Origin of the sequence: uncultured Streptomyces sp. (genome assembly GCF_947488945.1) — a bacterium.
Classification (GTDB): domain Bacteria; phylum Actinomycetota; class Actinomycetes; order Streptomycetales; family Streptomycetaceae; genus Streptomyces.
Window position 1 is genome coordinate 287,379 of sequence record NZ_CANLBS010000003.1, and the last position, 16,162, is coordinate 303,540.

Genomic DNA, 16,162 nt, shown 5'->3' on the forward strand with positions numbered 1-16,162 from the left:
CCTTCATGCCCCGGGGAAGTCCTTCGCCTCGGTGGACTCGTGCAGTTCGAACCAGATCGACTTGCCCTCGCCCTGCGGGTCCACGCCCCAGGCGTCGGCCAGCATCTCCATCAGCACCAGGCCGCGTCCGCTGGAGGCCATCTCGCCGGGGCGGCGCTTGTGCGGCAGCTCGTCACTGGCATCGGCCACCTCGACCCGGAGCCTGCGCTCGCCCGGCTCGCCGGACGCCTCGGCCACCATCACGGCGTCCCCGTCGGTGTGCACCAGCACGTTGGTCGCCATCTCGGAGAGCATCAGCACCGCCGCGTCGACCTGTTCGTCGTCGGCCCAGTCGTGCAGCAACTGGCGCAACTGCTGGCGGGCGACAGAGATCCGCTCGGGCTCGGCCTGGGCGATGCCGAGCGCGGTACGCCGGGTCGGCGCCTCGGGTCGCGGGTGCGGGACCTCGCGGCGCAGCAGCAGCAGGGCGATGTCGTCCTCGTGGCGCTCGGCCAGCGGCCCGATCGTGTAGTGCGAGGTGGGGCCGTGCACGGCCTGCACCAGCGCGTCGGCCAGCTTGTCCAGGTCCCCGCCGTCCTCGGTACGCGCCTCCAGCACGGGCTGCAGCCTGCCCCAGCCGGTCAGCAGGTCGTGGCCGCCGGTCTCGATGAGCCCGTCGGTGCAGAGCATGAACGTCTCGCCCGGTTCCAGCACCACCCGGGTCGTCGGATAGTCCGAGTCGGCCTCGATGCCGAGCGGCAGCCCGCCCTCGGTCTGCCGGATCATCGCCGTGCCGTCGGCGCTCACCACCACCGGGTCCGGGTGGCCCGCCCGCGCGATGTCGAGCGTCCCGGTCTCCGGGTCCACCTCGGCGTACAGGCAGGTCGCGAAGCGGGCCGCGGCCTCGTCGTCCCCGGCCTCGTTGTCGTCCTCGTACGCCTCGGTGAGCCCGGCCAGGAAACGCGAGGCGCGGGCGAGCACCGCGTCCGGGCGGTGGCCCTCGGAGGCGTAGGCGCGCAGCGCGATGCGGAGCTGGCCCATCAGTCCGGCCGCCCGCACGTCGTGGCCCTGGACGTCGCCGATGACGAAGGCGATCCGGCCGCTGGGCAGCGGGATCATGTCGTACCAGTCGCCGCCCACCTGGAGCCCGCCACCGGTGGGCACGTACCGCGCGGCGACGGACATGCCGGGGATGCGCGGCCCGAGGGACGGCAGCATCGACCGCTGGAGGACCTCGGAGATCGCGCGCTCGGTCTCGGCGGCCCCGGCCCGTGCCAGCGCCTGCGCGAGCATCCTGGCCACCGTCGTCAGCACCGCCCGCTCGTCCGGGGTGAACGCCACCGGCTGCCGGAACCCCGCCATCCAGGCGCCCATGGTCCGGCCGGCCGAGACCAGCGGCAGGAAGGCCCACGACTTGCGTCCGAAGTGCCTGGCCAGCGGCCAGGTGACCGGGAAACGGCGGGCGTACTCCTCGGGCGACGCCAGATAGATGGCGCGGCCGGTGCGGGCCACCTCCGCCGCCGGATAGTCGGCGTTGAGGAGCATGTCCGAGAACGGTTCCTCGTCGCCCACGTTGTGCCCGTGGTGGCCGATGATGGTCAGCCGTCCGCCGTCGACGCCGAAGACCGCCAGCCCGTCGGGGGAGAAGCCGGGCATGGAGAGCGAGGCGGCGACCCGCAGCACCTCGGTGGTGGAGCGGGCCTCGGCGAGCGCGCGGCCGGCGTCCAGCAGGAACGCCTCGCGGGAGCGGCGCCAGTCGCCGGTGATGGAGGTCTGCGCGGCGCTGGCTCCCGGTTGCGGCTCGGCGACCTCCTGGAGCGTCCCCACCATCGAGTACACGTCGGAACCGGACTCCGCGTGGGTCAGCGGCTTGGCCCGGGTACGCACGGTGCGGATCACCCGGCCGTCGTCGTCCACCACCCGCAGCCGGGCCTCCGCCAGAGTGCCTTCCGCGATGGCGAGGCTCACCACGGCGCGGATCTCGTTCCAGTCGACCGGGTGGTAGCGGGCGCGCACCACCCTCTCCTGGACCGTCCCGGCGCCGGGCAGATCCAGGAGCCGGGCCGCCTCGGCGTCCAGCGTGACGGTCCCGGCCGTGGTGTCCCAGCGCCACAGCCCGGTGGCGAGGGCGGCCAGGATCTCCTCGGTGCGCATTGCCCCACTTTAGGAAGATGCTTTCGCCGGACGCCACCGAGGGAACGCCCCGTCCCCGCTGCCCCGGGTGTTCGGCGAGGGGTGCCGAGCGCCCGCGGGCCCGCCGTGCGGCGGCCCCCGGCGTGGTCCGGCGGCCGTCGGAACGATCTTGAGGGGGTCACTGCAATGAAGTGGTGGCGATCCGGGCGGTAGCCTGGGGTGGCTCACAGCACCCCAACCGCGAAGACTGGATGAACGACGATGCATCGGTACAGGTCCCACACCTGCGGCGAGCTCCGCGCCTCTGACGTCGGCACCGACGTCCGGCTGAGCGGCTGGCTGCACAATCGGCGCGACCTGGGCGGCATCCTCTTCATCGATCTCCGGGACCACTACGGCCTGGTCCAGCTCGTCGCCCGTCCCGGCACCCCCGGCAACGAGGCGCTGGCGAAGCTCACCAAGGAGACCGTCGTCCGGATCGACGGCAAGGTCTCCGCGCGCGGTGCCGAGAACGTGAACCCGGAGCTTCCGACCGGTGAGATCGAGATCGAGGTCACCGAGGTCGAGGTGCTCGGCGAGGCGGCCCCGCTGCCCTTCACCATCAACACCGAGGACGGGGTGAACGAGGAGCGCCGCCTGGAGTACCGCTTCCTCGACCTCCGCCGCGAGCGCATGCACCGCAACATCATGCTGCGCTCGGCGGTCATCGCCTCCATCCGCTCCAAGATGGTGGCGCTCGGCTTCAACGAGATGGCCACGCCGATCCTCGCCGCGACCTCCCCCGAGGGCGCCCGCGACTTCGTCGTCCCGTCCCGGCTGAACCCCGGCAAGTTCTACGCGCTGCCGCAGGCCCCGCAGCAGTTCAAGCAGCTTCTGATGATCTCCGGGTTCGACCGGTACTTCCAGATCGCGCCCTGCTTCCGCGACGAGGACGCTCGCGCCGACCGCTCGCCGGGCGAGTTCTACCAGCTCGACATCGAGATGTCGTTCGTCGAGCAGGAAGACGTCTTCCAGCCGATCGAGAAGCTGATGACCGAGCTCTTCACCGAGTTCGGCAACGGCCGCGAGGTCACTTCGCCGTTCCCGCGCATCCCGTTCCGCGAGTCGATGCTGAAGTACGGCAACGACAAGCCCGACCTGCGCGCCCAGCTCGAACTGGTCGACATCTCCGACATCTTCGAGGACTCCGGCTTCAAGGCCTTCGCGGGCAAGCACGTCCGCGCCCTGCCGGTGCCGGACACCGCCGGGCAGTCGCGGAAGTTCTTCGACGGCCTCGGCGAGTACGCCGTCGAGCACGGCGCCAAGGGGCTCGCCTGGGTCCGGGTGGGCGAGGACGGCACGCTGGCCGGCCCGATCGCCAAGTTCCTCACCGAGGCGGACGTCAAGACGCTCACCGAGCGGCTCTCCCTCGTCCCGGGCCACGCGGTCTTCTTCGGCGCCGGCGAGTTCGACGAGGTCTCCAAGATCATGTCGGCCGTCCGTGTCGAGGCCGCCAAGCGCGCCGGGCACTTCGAGGAGAACGTCTTCCGGTTCTGCTGGGTCGTCGACTTCCCTATGTACGAGAAGGACGAGGAGACCGGCAAGATCGACTTCTCGCACAACCCCTTCTCGATGCCCCAGGGCGGCCTGGAGGCCCTGGAGACCAAGGACCCGCTGGACGTCCTGGCTTGGCAGTACGACATCGTCTGCAACGGCATCGAGCTGTCCTCGGGCGCCATCCGCAACCACGAGCCCGATCTGATGCTCAAGGCCTTCGAGATCGCCGGCTACGAGCACGAGACCGTCGAGCGCGAGTTCGCCGGCATGCTCCGCGCCTTCCGCCTCGGCGCCCCGCCGCACGGTGGTATCGCCCCGGGCGTCGACCGCATGGTGATGCTGCTCGCCGACGAGCCCAACATCCGCGAGACCATCGCGTTCCCGCTCAACGGCAACGCCCAGGACCTGATGATGGGCGCGCCCAGCGAGCTGGAGGAGAGTCGGCTGCGTGAGCTGAACATCCAGCTCCGCAAGCCCGTCGCGGCCAAGGAGAAGGCAGAGCCGAAGGGCGACGCCGCGAAGTAACCCCGCCGCCGGACCGCTCCGGCGCATGTTTCACGTGAAACAGCCCCCGATCACCTGATCGGGGGCTGTTCCGGTACATCCGGGCGTCGGCGGGCGTACTGCCGGCCCGCCTCTCGGACGCTCGGAGGAGACCCACGGGAACGCACAGTCCGCGCCCACGTCGCTGCCGCGCGACGCGGAGGCGGCGGCACCCCGCCCTCGGGAGCCCCGACCGACATGCCGACCGACGTTCCCACGGACGTCCCCACCGGCACGCCCACCGGCACTCCGCCGTCCGGCGGCCCCGGCGGCGGGGGCGGCGGCGGCCACAGCGAGCCCACCGACGACGAGCGCTACCTGTGCGGCACCCAGCTCACCGACAAGCACGGCCGGGTGGAGTTCAGGACGGTCTTCCCCGGCTGGTACCAGGGCCGCTGCGTGCACATCCACACCAAGGTCCACGTCGGCGGCACCCTGACGGACGCCGGCTACGAGGGCGGCCACACCTGCCACACCGGCCAGCTCTTCTTCCAGGAGTCCGTCGTCCTCGACTCCGCGAAGGTGGCCCCCTACTCCACCAGCACCACCACCCGCACCACCCTCACCGAGGACACCATCTACGACCGGAGCGGCGTCACCGGCGGGCTGATGAGGGTCACCCACGCCGAGAAGCACATCGCGCGCGGCGTGGTCGGCTCGATCACCCTGGGCGTCGACCGGGACGAGACCCACGACGGCACCGACCTCTGACGGCTCGTGGGGCGGCGGACGTACAGCCGGATGGCCCCGGCCGGGGTTCGTGGAAGGCGGGCGAGGCAAAGACTGACTCCCGAGAGCCCGTCAGCCGGCATCCCGAGGAGCCTTGCACCGTGTCCGCTCACGTCCCCGAACCGCCCCGCCGCCCCTGGGCGCCGGCCGTCCTGGTCCTGATCGTGTTCCTGTTCCTCTCCGGCTGCGCGGACCGTCCGGCGGCCGCCCCGGCGGCCTTCCCGCACGGTGCCGCGGGGCCGGAGGCCGAGGGGGAGCGGGCCGCGCTCGCCGTCCCGGCCGTCCCGCGCGTCGTCCCTCAGGAGATCCCCGGACTGGGTCCGGCGACCCGCGACCTGATCCCGAGCGGCGCGCTGCAGGCGTTCGTGGTGACCGGTGAGGACGCCGACTCCAACCGCTCGACGGCGGTCCTCTACGCCCGCGACTCACCGGCCGCGGACTGGCGGCCGGTGACCGGCCTCTGGCCCGCCCACAACGGGATGCAGGGCTGGACCGGCTTCCACGAAGCCGGTGACCTGCGGTCCCCGACCGGTGTCTACGCGCTCACCGACGCGGGCGGCCTGCTCCCCGACCCCGGCACGCTGCTCCCCTACGACCAGCATGAGTACTTCGCCACGGACGGCGAGGGGTTCTTCGGGGAGTCCCTGGAGGGGTCCTTCGACTATGTGGTGGCGATCAACTACAACCGCACGCCGGGGATGTCCCCGCTCGACCGCACCCGCCCGCTCGGAGCGGAGCGCGGCGGCGGGATCTGGATCCACGTCGATCACGGCGGGCCCACGCAGGGCTGCGTCTCGGTCGAGGAGGAGCACATGGAGGAGCTGCTGCGCACCCTCGACCCGGCGAAGCAGCCGGTGATCGTGATGGGGGACGCGACGTCGCTGGCGCGCTGACCCGTACACCGGGACGGCGGACGGGAGCAGGGGCACGGACGCGGAAGAGGGCGGGACCCGGTGCTCGGGTCCCGCCCTCTTCGCCGTTCACGGCCCTGCGCCGTTCACGGCCCTGCGCCGTCCCCGTCGTCAGGAGGCGGGCTTCTCCTCCAGGCGGGGGAAGAGCACCGCGCCCTTGGTGACCGTCGCGCCCACCGGCAGCCGGCCCCAGGTGCCCGCGTCGGCGATCAGCTGGTCGGCCAGGGCGCCCAGGGAGGCCTCGGCGCCCAGCGACTCCCACAGCTTCTGCGAGGTCTCCGGCATGACCGGGTTCAGCAGGACGGCGACGCCGCGCAGCGCCTCGGCCGCCGTGTACAGGATCGTCGCGAGACGGGCCTGGCCCTCCGGGGAGGTGTCCTTGGCCACCTTCCACGGCTCCTGCTCCGTGATGTAGCCGTTGACCTGCTTCACGAAGTCGAAGACGGCCAGGATGCCGGCCTGGAAGTCCAGGTCCTCGCCGATCTTCCGGTCCGCCGTGGCGACCGCCCCGGCCAGCCCTTCGTGGATCGCGGCCTCGGCGTCACCGGCGGCCGTGGCCTCCGGCAGGGCGCCGCCGAAGTACTTGCCGACCATGGCCGCCACCCGCGAGGCGAGGTTGCCGTAGTCGTTGGCCAGCTCGGAGGTGTAGCGCGCCGAGAAGTCCTCCCAGGAGAACGATCCGTCGCTGCCGTAGGCGATGGCCCGCAGGAAGTACCAGCGGTACGCGTCCACGCCGAAGTGCGAGGTCAGGTCCTGCGGCTTGATGCCCGTGAGGTTCGACTTGGACATCTTCTCGCCGCCGACCATCAGCCAGCCGTTGGCGACGACCTTGCCGGGCAGCGGGAGGCCCTGCGCCATCAGCATGGCCGGCCAGATGACCGAGTGGAAGCGCAGGATGTCCTTGCCGATCAGGTGGACGTCGGCCGGGAAGGTGCCGTCGAACTTCTCCTGGTTGGAGCCGTAGCCGACCGCCGTCGCGTAGTTGAGCAGCGCGTCGATCCACACGTAGATGACGTGCTTCGGGTCCCACGGGACCGGGACGCCCCAGTCGAAGGTGGAGCGGGAGATCGACAGGTCCTGGAGGCCCTGCTTGACGAAGTTCACGATCTCGTTGCGGGCCGACTCGGGCTGGATGAAGCCGGGGTTGGCCTCGTAGAACTCCAGCAGCTTCGGTCCGTACGCGCTCAGCTTGAAGAAGTAGTTCTCCTCCTTGAGGAGCTCCACCGGCTTCTTGTGGATCGGACAGAGCTTGGTGCCGTCCTCGGCCTCGATCAGGTCGCCGGGGAGCTTGTACTCCTCGCAGCCGACGCAGTACGGGCCTTCGTACCCGCCCTTGTAGATCTCGTCCTTGTCGAACAGGTCCTGCACGAACTCCTGCACACGGTCGGTGTGCCGCTTCTCCGTCGTCCGGATGAAGTCGTCGTTCGCGATGTTGAGGTGCTCCCAGAGAGGCTTCCACGCCTCGTCCACGAGCTTGTCGCACCAGGCCTGCGGGGTGACGTTGTTCTTCTCGGCCGTGCGCATGATCTTCTGACCGTGCTCGTCCGTGCCGGTGAGGTACCACACCTTCTCGCCGCGCTGGCGGTGCCAGCGCGTGAGCACGTCGCCTGCGACGGTCGTGTAGGCGTGGCCCAGGTGAGGAGCGTCGTTGACGTAGTAAATGGGGGTCGAGACGTAGTACGCCGTCGCCCCCTGCTTCTCGGATCCAGTGGCCGCCATGGTCAAAATCCTAACGGTCCCCGGAAGATCCCTTCACCCCGATAAGCCGCCGCCCGGCCGCCTCGCAAGCGCGTTCGCGCCCACTGCGTCCGCGGGACCGGGCCGTCGCGCGGCGGGCGGGCGGCCGGCGCGGTCCGCCGAACGCCGAAGGCGGCGCCGGCCACGGGGGGCGGGCGCCGCCTTCGGCGGGTGGGACGAACGGGCCGGGCGCGGGCGGGGTCAGCCGCCGGAGGTGGTGCGCCGGGTCTCGATCCAGGCGGGCAGTGCCGTCAGGATCGCCTCGTAGAGCGTCGCGTCCGGGACCTCGGCGGGCGCGGGGCCGGCGTGGAAGAACGCGGCGTTGGGGGCGTTCAGCCTGCGCAGGAAGTCGAAGCCCTTCGCGTCGTGCTCCCCGAAGGCCACGAACTGGAAGAAGATCGGCAGCCGGGCGGCCTCGGCCAGCGCCTGCTTGGCGGCCAGTTTCACGTCCGGCGGGCCGTCCGTCTGGAAGACCACGAGGGCGGGCCCGGTGGCACCGGACTTCTCGTAGTGCGCGACGACCTCCTCGACGGCCCGGTGGTAGTGGGTGCGGCCCAACCGGCCGAGGCCCGCGTGCAGCTCGTCGATCCGGCCCTGGTGGGAGGCCAGTTCCAGGTCGCCGGTGCCGTCGACGTCGGTCGAGAAGAAGACGACCGGGACGGTGGCGGCCTCGTCGAGGTGGGCGGCGAGGGCCAGGGTGCGGTCGCCGAGGTGCTGTGCGCTGCCGTCCTTGTAGAACGGGCGCATCGAGCCGGAGCGGTCGAACACCGCGTACACGGAGGCGCGGAGACCGGTCAGGCCGTGGCCTTCGAGTGCCGCTCCGGCCGCCTCGTACGGGGCGACGAGGCCGGGTGCCTCCGCCGAGATCCGGGAGGCGGGTACGGCGGGACCGGTCCCGGCGGGTGCCGGGGCGGCCTCGGGGGCCTTGGGGGCGGTCTCGCTGGGGGGAGCGGCCGGGGCGGCGACCGGGGTGGGCTCTACGGCGGCCTCGCGCTTCGGGGCCCCGGGGGTCTCGACGTCCGCTTCCCGGGCTGCGGCGGCGGCCGGGGCCTCTGCGGCCTCGGGCTCCGGGGCGGCGGGGGTCTCCGGGGTGGCGTCGGGCTCCGGGGCGGCGGCGGCCTCGGGCTCGGTTTCCTCGTCCGGGTAGGCGAGGGTGATCAGCGAGGGTGCGGGCTCGGCCTCGGGGGCGGTCCCGGCCTCCACCGTCCCCACGGGGCCGGTTGCGGTGAGGGGTTCGGCTGCGGGGGCCTCTACGGGGTCGACCGTCTCGGGGACCGAAGCCGTCGGCTCGGGCGCGGGCGCGGCCTCGGGGGTGTCGTCCGGCGTGGCGACGGGCGTCTCGGGGACGGCTGCCGTGGTGACGACGACCGGCTCCGCTTCGGCTTCCGGTTCCGGGTCCATGTCGATGGTGACGGCGGACAGCACGGCGGCCGGAACGGGCTCGGCCGGCTCGGACGCGGTCGCGGGCACGTCCTCGACGGCGGGGGCGTCCACGGCGGGGGCGCCAGCGACGGAGGCGTCCACGGCCGGGGCGTCTTCGGCCGGGGCATTCCCGGTCATGGCGTTCCCGGCCGGGGCGTCTTCCGTCGGAGCGTCTCCGTCCGGTGCCTGCACGGCCGGCGCTTCGGCGGCAACCTCGGCCTCAGGCTCGACGGCCGGGGCCTCGGCCGTGGGCGCGGCCTCCGCGTCCGCTTCGGCCTCCGCTTCCGGCGCCGCCGCGGCTTCGGGCTCGTCGGCGCGCGCGTCGGCGTCCGCCGGCGTCCGAGAGGCGGCGGCTTCCGGTGCGGCGGGCTCGGCGGCTTCCGGCGCCTCGGCGGCCACCGGGGCGTCCTTCGCGTCGGCCTCGTCCACGCGCGGCTCCGCGGTGGTCTCCGCCACCGGTGCGACCGGTTCCGGCGCCTTGGCGGCCACCGGGGCGTCCTCGGGCGACGAGCCCTGGACCGGGACCGTCGAACGGGGCGCGCGCGGGGTGGACGGCTTGTCGAACGCCGCGGCGACCAGGTCGGCCGCCAGGCTGCCGCCCCGCTCCGCGCTCGCGGGGGAGCCCGCCGTCGGAGCGGCGGCGGGGGTCGCGGAGGAAGAGGCGGTCTCGGCCGCTGCGGGAGCCGGCACCGCCGGTTCCGGGGTGGGTGCGGTCGCGGGGGCGGTCTCCGCGTCCGTTGTCCGGGTGCGTTCGGCCTGGGAAGGGACGGTGGCCGTGGCCGGTTCGTCCTGCTCCGTGCGGCCGAACACCTTGCGCAGCATGCTCCGAATGCCCATGGGCGAGGCCTTTCGCATGAGTTGGGTGCGAGCAATGTCCGACCTGCGGGAAATCATCCCTGGCCAGGGCGGATACGTAAGGTTAGCGGCCGGATCCGGTCGTTCGCGGATCCGGCCCCGCTCCGCGTCGAAGGCGTCGTGCGCGACGTCTCCCTGAAGATCAACACACTTTCCGGCCACGGGACTTCACCCCGCGTTCACCCCACGTCCGCTCCGTGGAGCGCGTGTGCACCTAGCGTCACGATCGACCCAAAGACGGAGGGAAACGACGTGCGCAATCTGCTGCCGCTCATCGGCTCGCACCAGGGCGGGCGTTCTGCTCTGACCTGCCGCTACCGCTGCGGCGACGCCTGCTTCCAGGAGGTGCCCAACACCAGCGACAACGCGTACGCCGGTGACATCATCGCCGGTGCCGTGTCGCGCCGTTCGATGATGCGCGCCGCCGCCGTGGTGACGGTGGCCGCCGCCGGGGCCGCGACTCTGGTCGGGCCGTCCGCGCCGGTCGCGGAGGCCGCGCCGGCCGCCGGACACGGGCACAAGCCGCAGCCCAAGCCGACCGGCGCACGGGGCCTGCGCTTCGCCCCGGTCGCCCCGAACAACGACGACCGGGTGACCATCCCCGAGGGCTACGGCCAGAACGTGGTGATCCGCTGGGGCGAGCCGATTCTCCGCGGCGCCCCCGCCTTCGACGCCGAGAAGCAGACCGCCAGGGCCCAGGCGGGTCAGTTCGGCTACAACAACGACTTCCTGTCGCTGCTGCCGCTGAAGGGCGAGCGCGGCCGGCAGATCCTGGTGGCCAACCACGAGTACACCGACGAGAACCTGATGTTCCGCGGCTACGACCCGGCCAACCCGACGCGCGAGCAGGTGGAGATCGCCTGGGCGGCCCACGGACTCTCCGTCGTGGTCGTCCAGGAGGAGAACCGCACGGGCAAGCTCGTCCCGGTGTCCCGCCACCCGCTCAACCGCAGGCTCACCGCGACCAGCGAGTTCCGGCTCACCGGACCGGTGGCCGGCAGCGAGCTGCTGAAGACCTCGGTGGACCGCACCGGCCGCAAGGTGCTCGGCACCCTCAACAACTGCGCCGGCGGCACCACTCCGTGGGGCACCACGCTGCACGGCGAGGAGAACTTCAACCAGTACTTCGCCAACGCGTCGACCCCGCAGCAGGCCCGGTACGGGATCGGCACCGGCGCCACCGAGCGCAAGTGGGAGCGGTTCGACAAGCGCTTCGACCTCGCCCAGGAGCCCAACGAGGCCAACCGGTTCGGCTGGGTCGTGGAACTCGACCCGTCCGACCCCGACTCGGTGCCGCGCAAGCGGACCGCGCTGGGCCGCTTCAAGCACGAGGCCGCGGCGCCCCGGCTGACGGCGGACGGACGACCGGTCGTCTACATGGGCGACGACGAACGCTTCGACTACTTCTACAAGTTCGTCTCCAGCAAGCGGATGATGAAGGGGTCCTCGCGCGCCGCGCGGGAGCACAACCTGACGCTGCTGGACGAGGGCACGCTGTACGTCGCGAAGCTGACCGGGGACTCCCCCGCGGCGGAGTTCGACGGCACCGGGAAGCTGCCCTCCGACGGCGAGTTCGACGGCAGCGGGGTCTGGATCCCGCTGGCGACCGGAACCACCTCGCACGTGCCCGGCATGACCGCCGAAGAGGTGTACGTCTACACCCGGCTCGCCGGTGACGCGGTCGGCGCGACCAAGATGGACCGGCCCGAGGACGTCGAGCCGTCGCCGCGGACCGGCCGCGTCTACGTCGCGCTCACCAACAACACCGACCGCGGCAAGGCCGGCAAGGCGCCCGCCGACGAGGCCAACCCGCGCAACGCCAACAAGCACGGGCAGATCCTGGAACTGGCGGAGAACTGGGACGACCCGGCGGGCGACGGTTTCGCCTGGCGGCTGTTCCTCGTCGCGGGCGACCCGGAGGACCCCGCGACCTACTTCGCCGGCTTCCCCAAGGAGAACGTCAGCCCCATCTCGTGCCCCGACAACGTCGCCTTCGACGATCACGGCAACCTGTGGATCTCCACCGACGGCGCCCAGCTCGGTTCGCACGACGGTCTCTTCGGGGTGGCCACGCAGGGCGACCGACGCGGTGAGCTGAAGCAGTTCCTCACCGTCCCGACCGGAGCCGAGACCTGCGGGCCGGTCATCCAGGACCGCCGTGTCCTGGTGGCGGTGCAGCACCCGGGCGAGCTGACCGGGGCGACCGTGGAGAACCCCGCCAGCGTCTGGCCCGACGGCGCCGGAAAGATCGTGCGCCCGGCGGTCGTGGCCGTGTGGCGCAAGGACGGGAGCGACATCGGCGTCTGACCTTTCGGGTCGCGGTCGCCGCACCGGGCCCGTGGCCGTCCGTCCCGCACTACAGTCGGACGCATGGTTTCCGGTGAGGCGCCGCAGACGGCGGGCAGCGTCCGGGTCGACGTGTGGATCTGGTCGGTCCGGCTGACGAAGACCCGTGCGCAGGCCGCGGCCGCCTGCCGCGCCGGGCATGTGAAGGTCGCGGGCGAGCGGGCCAAGCCGGCCCAGGCGGTCCGGGTCGGTGACGAGGTCCGGTTGCGGCACGAAGGCCGCGACCGGGTCGTCGTCGTCTCCAGGATCGTGAAGAAGCGGGTGGGCGCTCCGGTGGCCGCGGAGTGCTTCGTGGACAACAGCCCGCCCCCGCCGCCGCGCGAGCTGGCGCTCCAGGTTCCGGTGCGCGACCGCGGCGCGGGGCGTCCGACCAAGCGCGACCGGCGCGAGATGGAGCGGCTCCAGGGCCTGCCCGACCGGGCGGACCCGGACCGCCGCTGACCTGCCCTGACCGGCCCGTGCTGCGGTGCCGTCGCCAACCGGTGCCGTCGCCACCACCTCGGGCCTGTCGAACGCCCGTCGGGCCGCTGTTTCACGTGAAACAGCGGCCCGCTGCCGTACCGCCGCCCACCGCCACCGTCTATCGCTGCGGGGACGCCACGGCGCGGGCCGCCGTCACCTCCTGCCGCACCGGCTCCAGCACGCTCTCCGGATCGCCGCCGAGATCGGTGCGGACGGCGGTCAGCACGTCGCTGCGCCGTACGTCGGCGGCCAGTTCCCGCAACTGCCGCACGATCGGTTCCACCTCCCACGCCGGTGGTCCGGGTGCTCCCTGTCCGACCCGCACCCGGGCCGCCGTGGTGGCGTCCACGATGCGTTCGACCGCCACCACCAGTGGCCACCAGGCCGCCGCCCGCCGCCCCACCGGGGGTGGCTCGGTCAGGGCCCGCTGGAATTCGGTCCGTACGGCGGACAGGTCGCGGTAGAGCAGCCGCCGCGCCCGGTTCAGTCCCGCACGGTCGTGGGACGCGCCGTCGAAGGCGTACGCGACATAGTCGGCGATGTCGTCCACGGCTTCGGCGAGGCGCGAACCGACCCGGGTGTGCCAGCTCTCCGGCCACAGGAGGTAGCCCGCCACCAGCACGATCGCGCAGCCGATCAGCGAATCCACGAACCGCGGCACCACCAGGCTCACCCCCTGGTGGCCGAGCAGGTCGGACAGCAACAGCACGGCGGGGGTGATGGCCGCGGTCTGGAACGCGTACCCCTTCGCCGTGAAGGCGGGGATCAGGGCGGCCAGCACCATCATCACCGGTACGTCCCACCAGCCGGTCGGCACCTCCGCGAGCAGGGGCGCCGCGATGACCAGCCCGGCGGCGGTGCCGACCGCCCGCAGCACCGCGCGGGAGAAGACCGAACCGAAGTCGGGCTTCAGCACGAAGGTGACGGTGAGCGCGACCCAGTAGGAGCGCGGTACCGGGATCAGCGCGGCGAGGGACTGCGCCAGCCCGATGCAGAGCGCCAGCCTGAGGCCGTAGCGCCAGGACTCGCGGGAGAGCAGCGCGCCGCGCAGTGCCTGCCGGACGCGCGCCCGGAGCGCGGGGTCGGCCGCCCGGTCGTGGCCGGCGTCGGGGGCGTACGGATCGGGTGCCGAACCGTGGACCACCGCGACCGCGTGCAGCAGCGCGCTGTCCACCGGGCGGGTGGCGCGGGGCGTGGGCGGCGGCGGTTCGGCGGGGGCCGTCCCACGGGTCCGGTCGCGCGCGATGTCGTCGGCGAGGGCGCGGACGGCGGCCGGGATCCGCGGGGGCAGCGGTCCGCCGTGCACATGGGCGGCGGGCGCGGCCTCGATCAGCGGGATCAGCGCGTTCAGGCGGGCGAGCAGCCGTACCAGCGGTGAGCTGCGCCCGTGGTAGCGGGCGCGCCGGGCGAGGATCAGGTCGTACGCGGTGTCGAGCGAGGCGGTGACGGCCTGGCGCCGCTGTTCGTACGCCGGGGTGCCCGCGGCGGCGAGGAGGTCGGCGACCGAGCGGTAGGCGGCGGCGACCGCCGACCGTTCGGGGAGACCGCGCCGGAACGGCCAGGTGAGCAGCGCCAGTGCCAGCACCACCAGTCCGCCGACGGCCAGCAGCAACGGGGCTACCCACCAGGGGTCGGGCATGGGGAGTCCGGCGCCGACCACGGCGTTCAGCAGGAGCAGCAGCCCGGAGACCGAGGCCACGGCACCGATCGTGGAGATCATTCCGGAGACGAGCGCGACGGCCGTCAGGACGGCCACGGACGCCCAGCCGGTGTCGAAGACCAGCGAGCCGAGAGTGACGCCGAGCGCCCCGAAGAGCTGCGGCACCGCGATGTTGAAGACCCGCATCCGGTAGGCGTCGGCGGTGTCCCCGATGACGCCGGAGAGCGCGCCCATGGAGACGAGCGCGCCGTAGGACAGCCGGTCGGTGGCGATGCCGACGGCCAGCGGCGCCGCCATGGCGACGGCGGCCCGCAGCACCGGCCCGCGCGGGACCGGGGTCTTCTGCGGGCGCAGGCCGGACACGAGCCAGGCCGGCGGCCCCACCCGTTTCCTTCCGGCGTCAGCCGTGGCCACGGCTCATTGCCTCCCTGCTGGTACGGGCGGGTACGGGTCCGCGCGCGGTATGGGCCCACGCGCGGTCGGCGGGCCGGTCACGTCAGTTGCGGTAGCCCTCGACCTCACCGGGCGGGCGGATACGGGCGGCGGAGGGGTCCTCGCCGTACTCGCTGAGGGCGCGGCGCTGGCGGAGCAGGTCCCAGCACTGGTCCAGGCGGATCTCCACCTCGCGCAGTCTGGCTCGTTCCTCGTCCGCGAGACCTGAGGTGGTGGACCGGCCGCGCAGGGCCCGTTCCTCGGCGACGAGCCGGTCGATCTCGCCGATGATGTCGTCGTTCCGGTCGGCGGCCATGTCGTGGTCCTTTCTGGGGGTGTGGTCACAGGTCCGGCGCGGGGCGCCGGACGGTTCCGCGGCCGCGGCCGCGGCGCGTCAGGGAGCGAAGAGCGTCTTTCCGCGCGCCCCGCCCGCACGGTTCCGGTCGAGGGCGTCCGGCGCCTTCTCCAGCGGCAGTTCGGCGTCGACGAGGACCCGCAGCGCACCGTCGGCGACCGCGGCGGCCAGTCGTTCGAGCGAGTCGCGCCCGGGGGCGAGCCGGAAGTCCGTGCGGACCACCCGTGGCCCCTCGGCGGCGGGGCCCGCGGCGGAGGCGGCGCCACGGGTGCTGAGCGCGGTCCCACCGTCGCGGACGAGGCTGACGTGGACGCCGAACTCGGTGGGGTCCGCGGCGACGAGGTCCACCAGGACGTCGACCCCGTCAGGGTGGGCCCCGCGTACGGCGGGTCCCAGGGTCTCGGGCCCGGCCGAGGTGTCGACGGTGAGCGCGGCGCCGAGGGCGGTCATCCCGAGGCGCGCGTTGCCGCGCACGGCGGCCACCACCCGCATCCCGCGCGCGGCGGCGAGCTGGGTGAGGAAGGTGCCGACGCCGCCCGCCGCACCGATGATCAGCAGGCTGTCGCCGTTCCGCGCGCCACTGGCGTCGAGCAACTGGGCGGCGGCGGTACCGGCGGTCGGCAGCGCGGCGGCGGACCGCAGCGACAGCCGGCGCGGTACCAGCGTGACCGGGGAGTCCTCGTGCACCGCCACGTACTCGGCGTACGCACCGCGCCCCGGCCCCGGCTCGCAGACCCGGCCGACGACGCGGTCACCGACCCGGAAGCGGTTGTCGCCGGGACCGATCATGTCGACGCGGCCCGCGAAGTCCACGCCGACCACCAGCGGGAGAGGCACCGTTTCCGGACCGTTTCCGACGGCGTCCGCGGCCTGCCAGTCGCCCGGATTGAGGGCCGCGTACTCGACCCGCACCCGCAGCTCCCCCTGTCCCGGAACGGGTTTCGGGAGTTCGGCCAGGACCGGCGCCCGGTGGGGCGCGCTCACGGCGACGGCTCGCATACGGCTGACCTCCCAGTCGCCGAGTGGCAGTGGTCGACGGACCGATCCCACTCTCGCCCGCTC

The 16,162-nt window shown here is 73.0% G+C and carries 10 protein-coding genes and 1 pseudogene; 5 read left to right on the forward strand and 6 right to left on the reverse strand.

Features of this window, described 5'->3' with window-relative positions; genetic code table 11:
* Window positions 1-3: 3 nt before the first annotated feature.
* The gene (locus tag Q0994_RS05690) at window positions 4-2,133 is read right to left on the reverse strand and encodes a SpoIIE family protein phosphatase (protein ID WP_299529843.1); all 2,130 of its coding nucleotides are present in this window, start codon (window positions 2,131-2,133) and stop codon (window positions 4-6) included.
* A 240-nt stretch (window positions 2,134-2,373) separates the two neighbouring features.
* On the opposite strand from Q0994_RS05690, the gene aspS reads away from it, so the two are divergent.
* The 3 genes and pseudogenes from aspS to Q0994_RS05705 all read left to right on the forward strand — a co-directional run bounded on the left by aspS (window position 2,374) and on the right by Q0994_RS05705 (window position 5,813).
* Window positions 2,374-4,173, forward strand: a complete 1,800-nt coding sequence (aspS, locus tag Q0994_RS05695; RefSeq protein ID WP_299529845.1) for an aspartate--tRNA ligase — start codon at window positions 2,374-2,376, stop codon at window positions 4,171-4,173.
* A gap of 180 nt (window positions 4,174-4,353) precedes the next feature.
* A pseudogene (locus tag Q0994_RS05700) lies at window positions 4,354-4,902 on the forward strand (dioxygenase); the annotation flags it as partial.
* 119 nt (window positions 4,903-5,021) lie between these two features.
* Window positions 5,022-5,813, forward strand: coding sequence for a L,D-transpeptidase family protein (locus Q0994_RS05705; RefSeq protein WP_299529847.1), 792 nt, complete (start codon window positions 5,022-5,024; stop codon window positions 5,811-5,813).
* 129 nt (window positions 5,814-5,942) lie between these two features.
* Here Q0994_RS05705 and metG read toward each other — a convergent pair whose 3' ends face one another.
* Both metG and Q0994_RS05715 read right to left on the reverse strand, forming a co-directional pair.
* The gene (metG, locus tag Q0994_RS05710) at window positions 5,943-7,550 is read right to left on the reverse strand and encodes a methionine--tRNA ligase (RefSeq protein WP_299529849.1); all 1,608 of its coding nucleotides are present in this window, start codon (window positions 7,548-7,550) and stop codon (window positions 5,943-5,945) included.
* A gap of 219 nt (window positions 7,551-7,769) precedes the next feature.
* Window positions 7,770-9,827, reverse strand: coding sequence for a VWA domain-containing protein (locus Q0994_RS05715; protein ID WP_299529851.1), 2,058 nt, complete (start codon window positions 9,825-9,827; stop codon window positions 7,770-7,772).
* A 270-nt stretch (window positions 9,828-10,097) separates the two neighbouring features.
* On the opposite strand from Q0994_RS05715, the gene Q0994_RS05720 reads away from it, so the two are divergent.
* Both Q0994_RS05720 and Q0994_RS05725 read left to right on the forward strand, forming a co-directional pair.
* Entirely contained in the window at window positions 10,098-12,152 is a 2,055-nt protein-coding gene (locus Q0994_RS05720) for a PhoX family phosphatase (protein WP_299529853.1), read from the forward strand.
* A 63-nt stretch (window positions 12,153-12,215) separates the two neighbouring features.
* Complete coding sequence (locus tag Q0994_RS05725; RefSeq protein ID WP_299529855.1) at window positions 12,216-12,632, forward strand: RNA-binding S4 domain-containing protein; 417 nt, start codon at window positions 12,216-12,218, stop codon at window positions 12,630-12,632.
* Between the two features lie 139 nt (window positions 12,633-12,771).
* Here the strand turns inward: Q0994_RS05725 and Q0994_RS05730 are convergent, their stop codons facing one another.
* The 3 genes from Q0994_RS05730 to Q0994_RS05740 all read right to left on the reverse strand — a co-directional run bounded on the left by Q0994_RS05730 (window position 12,772) and on the right by Q0994_RS05740 (window position 16,099).
* Window positions 12,772-14,727, reverse strand: a complete 1,956-nt coding sequence (locus Q0994_RS05730) for an FUSC family protein (protein WP_299529857.1) — start codon at window positions 14,725-14,727, stop codon at window positions 12,772-12,774.
* 82 nt (window positions 14,728-14,809) lie between these two features.
* A complete protein-coding gene (locus tag Q0994_RS05735) occupies window positions 14,810-15,061 on the reverse strand; it encodes a DUF2630 family protein (RefSeq protein ID WP_299529859.1) in 252 nt (83 codons plus the stop codon).
* Between the two features lie 78 nt (window positions 15,062-15,139).
* On the reverse strand, window positions 15,140-16,099 hold the full coding sequence (locus Q0994_RS05740; RefSeq protein ID WP_299529861.1) for an NADP-dependent oxidoreductase: 960 nt from the start codon (window positions 16,097-16,099) through the stop codon (window positions 15,140-15,142).
* Window positions 16,100-16,162: the final 63 nt, after the last annotated feature.

Excerpts from the sequence above, each read along its gene's own strand:
- Q0994_RS05690 (WP_299529843.1), bottom strand. The coding sequence starts at position 2,133 with ATGCGCACCGAGGAGATCCTGGCCGCCCTCGCCACCGGGCTGTGGCGC.
- aspS (WP_299529845.1), top strand. The coding sequence starts at position 2,374 with ATGCATCGGTACAGGTCCCACACCTGCGGCGAGCTCCGCGCCTCTGAC.
- metG (WP_299529849.1), bottom strand. The coding sequence starts at position 7,550 with ATGGCGGCCACTGGATCCGAGAAGCAGGGGGCGACGGCGTACTACGTC.
- Q0994_RS05715 (WP_299529851.1), bottom strand. The coding sequence starts at position 9,827 with ATGGGCATTCGGAGCATGCTGCGCAAGGTGTTCGGCCGCACGGAGCAG.
- Q0994_RS05725 (WP_299529855.1), top strand. The coding sequence starts at position 12,216 with ATGGTTTCCGGTGAGGCGCCGCAGACGGCGGGCAGCGTCCGGGTCGAC.
- Q0994_RS05735 (WP_299529859.1), bottom strand. The coding sequence starts at position 15,061 with ATGGCCGCCGACCGGAACGACGACATCATCGGCGAGATCGACCGGCTC.
- Q0994_RS05740 (WP_299529861.1), bottom strand. The coding sequence starts at position 16,099 with ATGCGAGCCGTCGCCGTGAGCGCGCCCCACCGGGCGCCGGTCCTGGCC.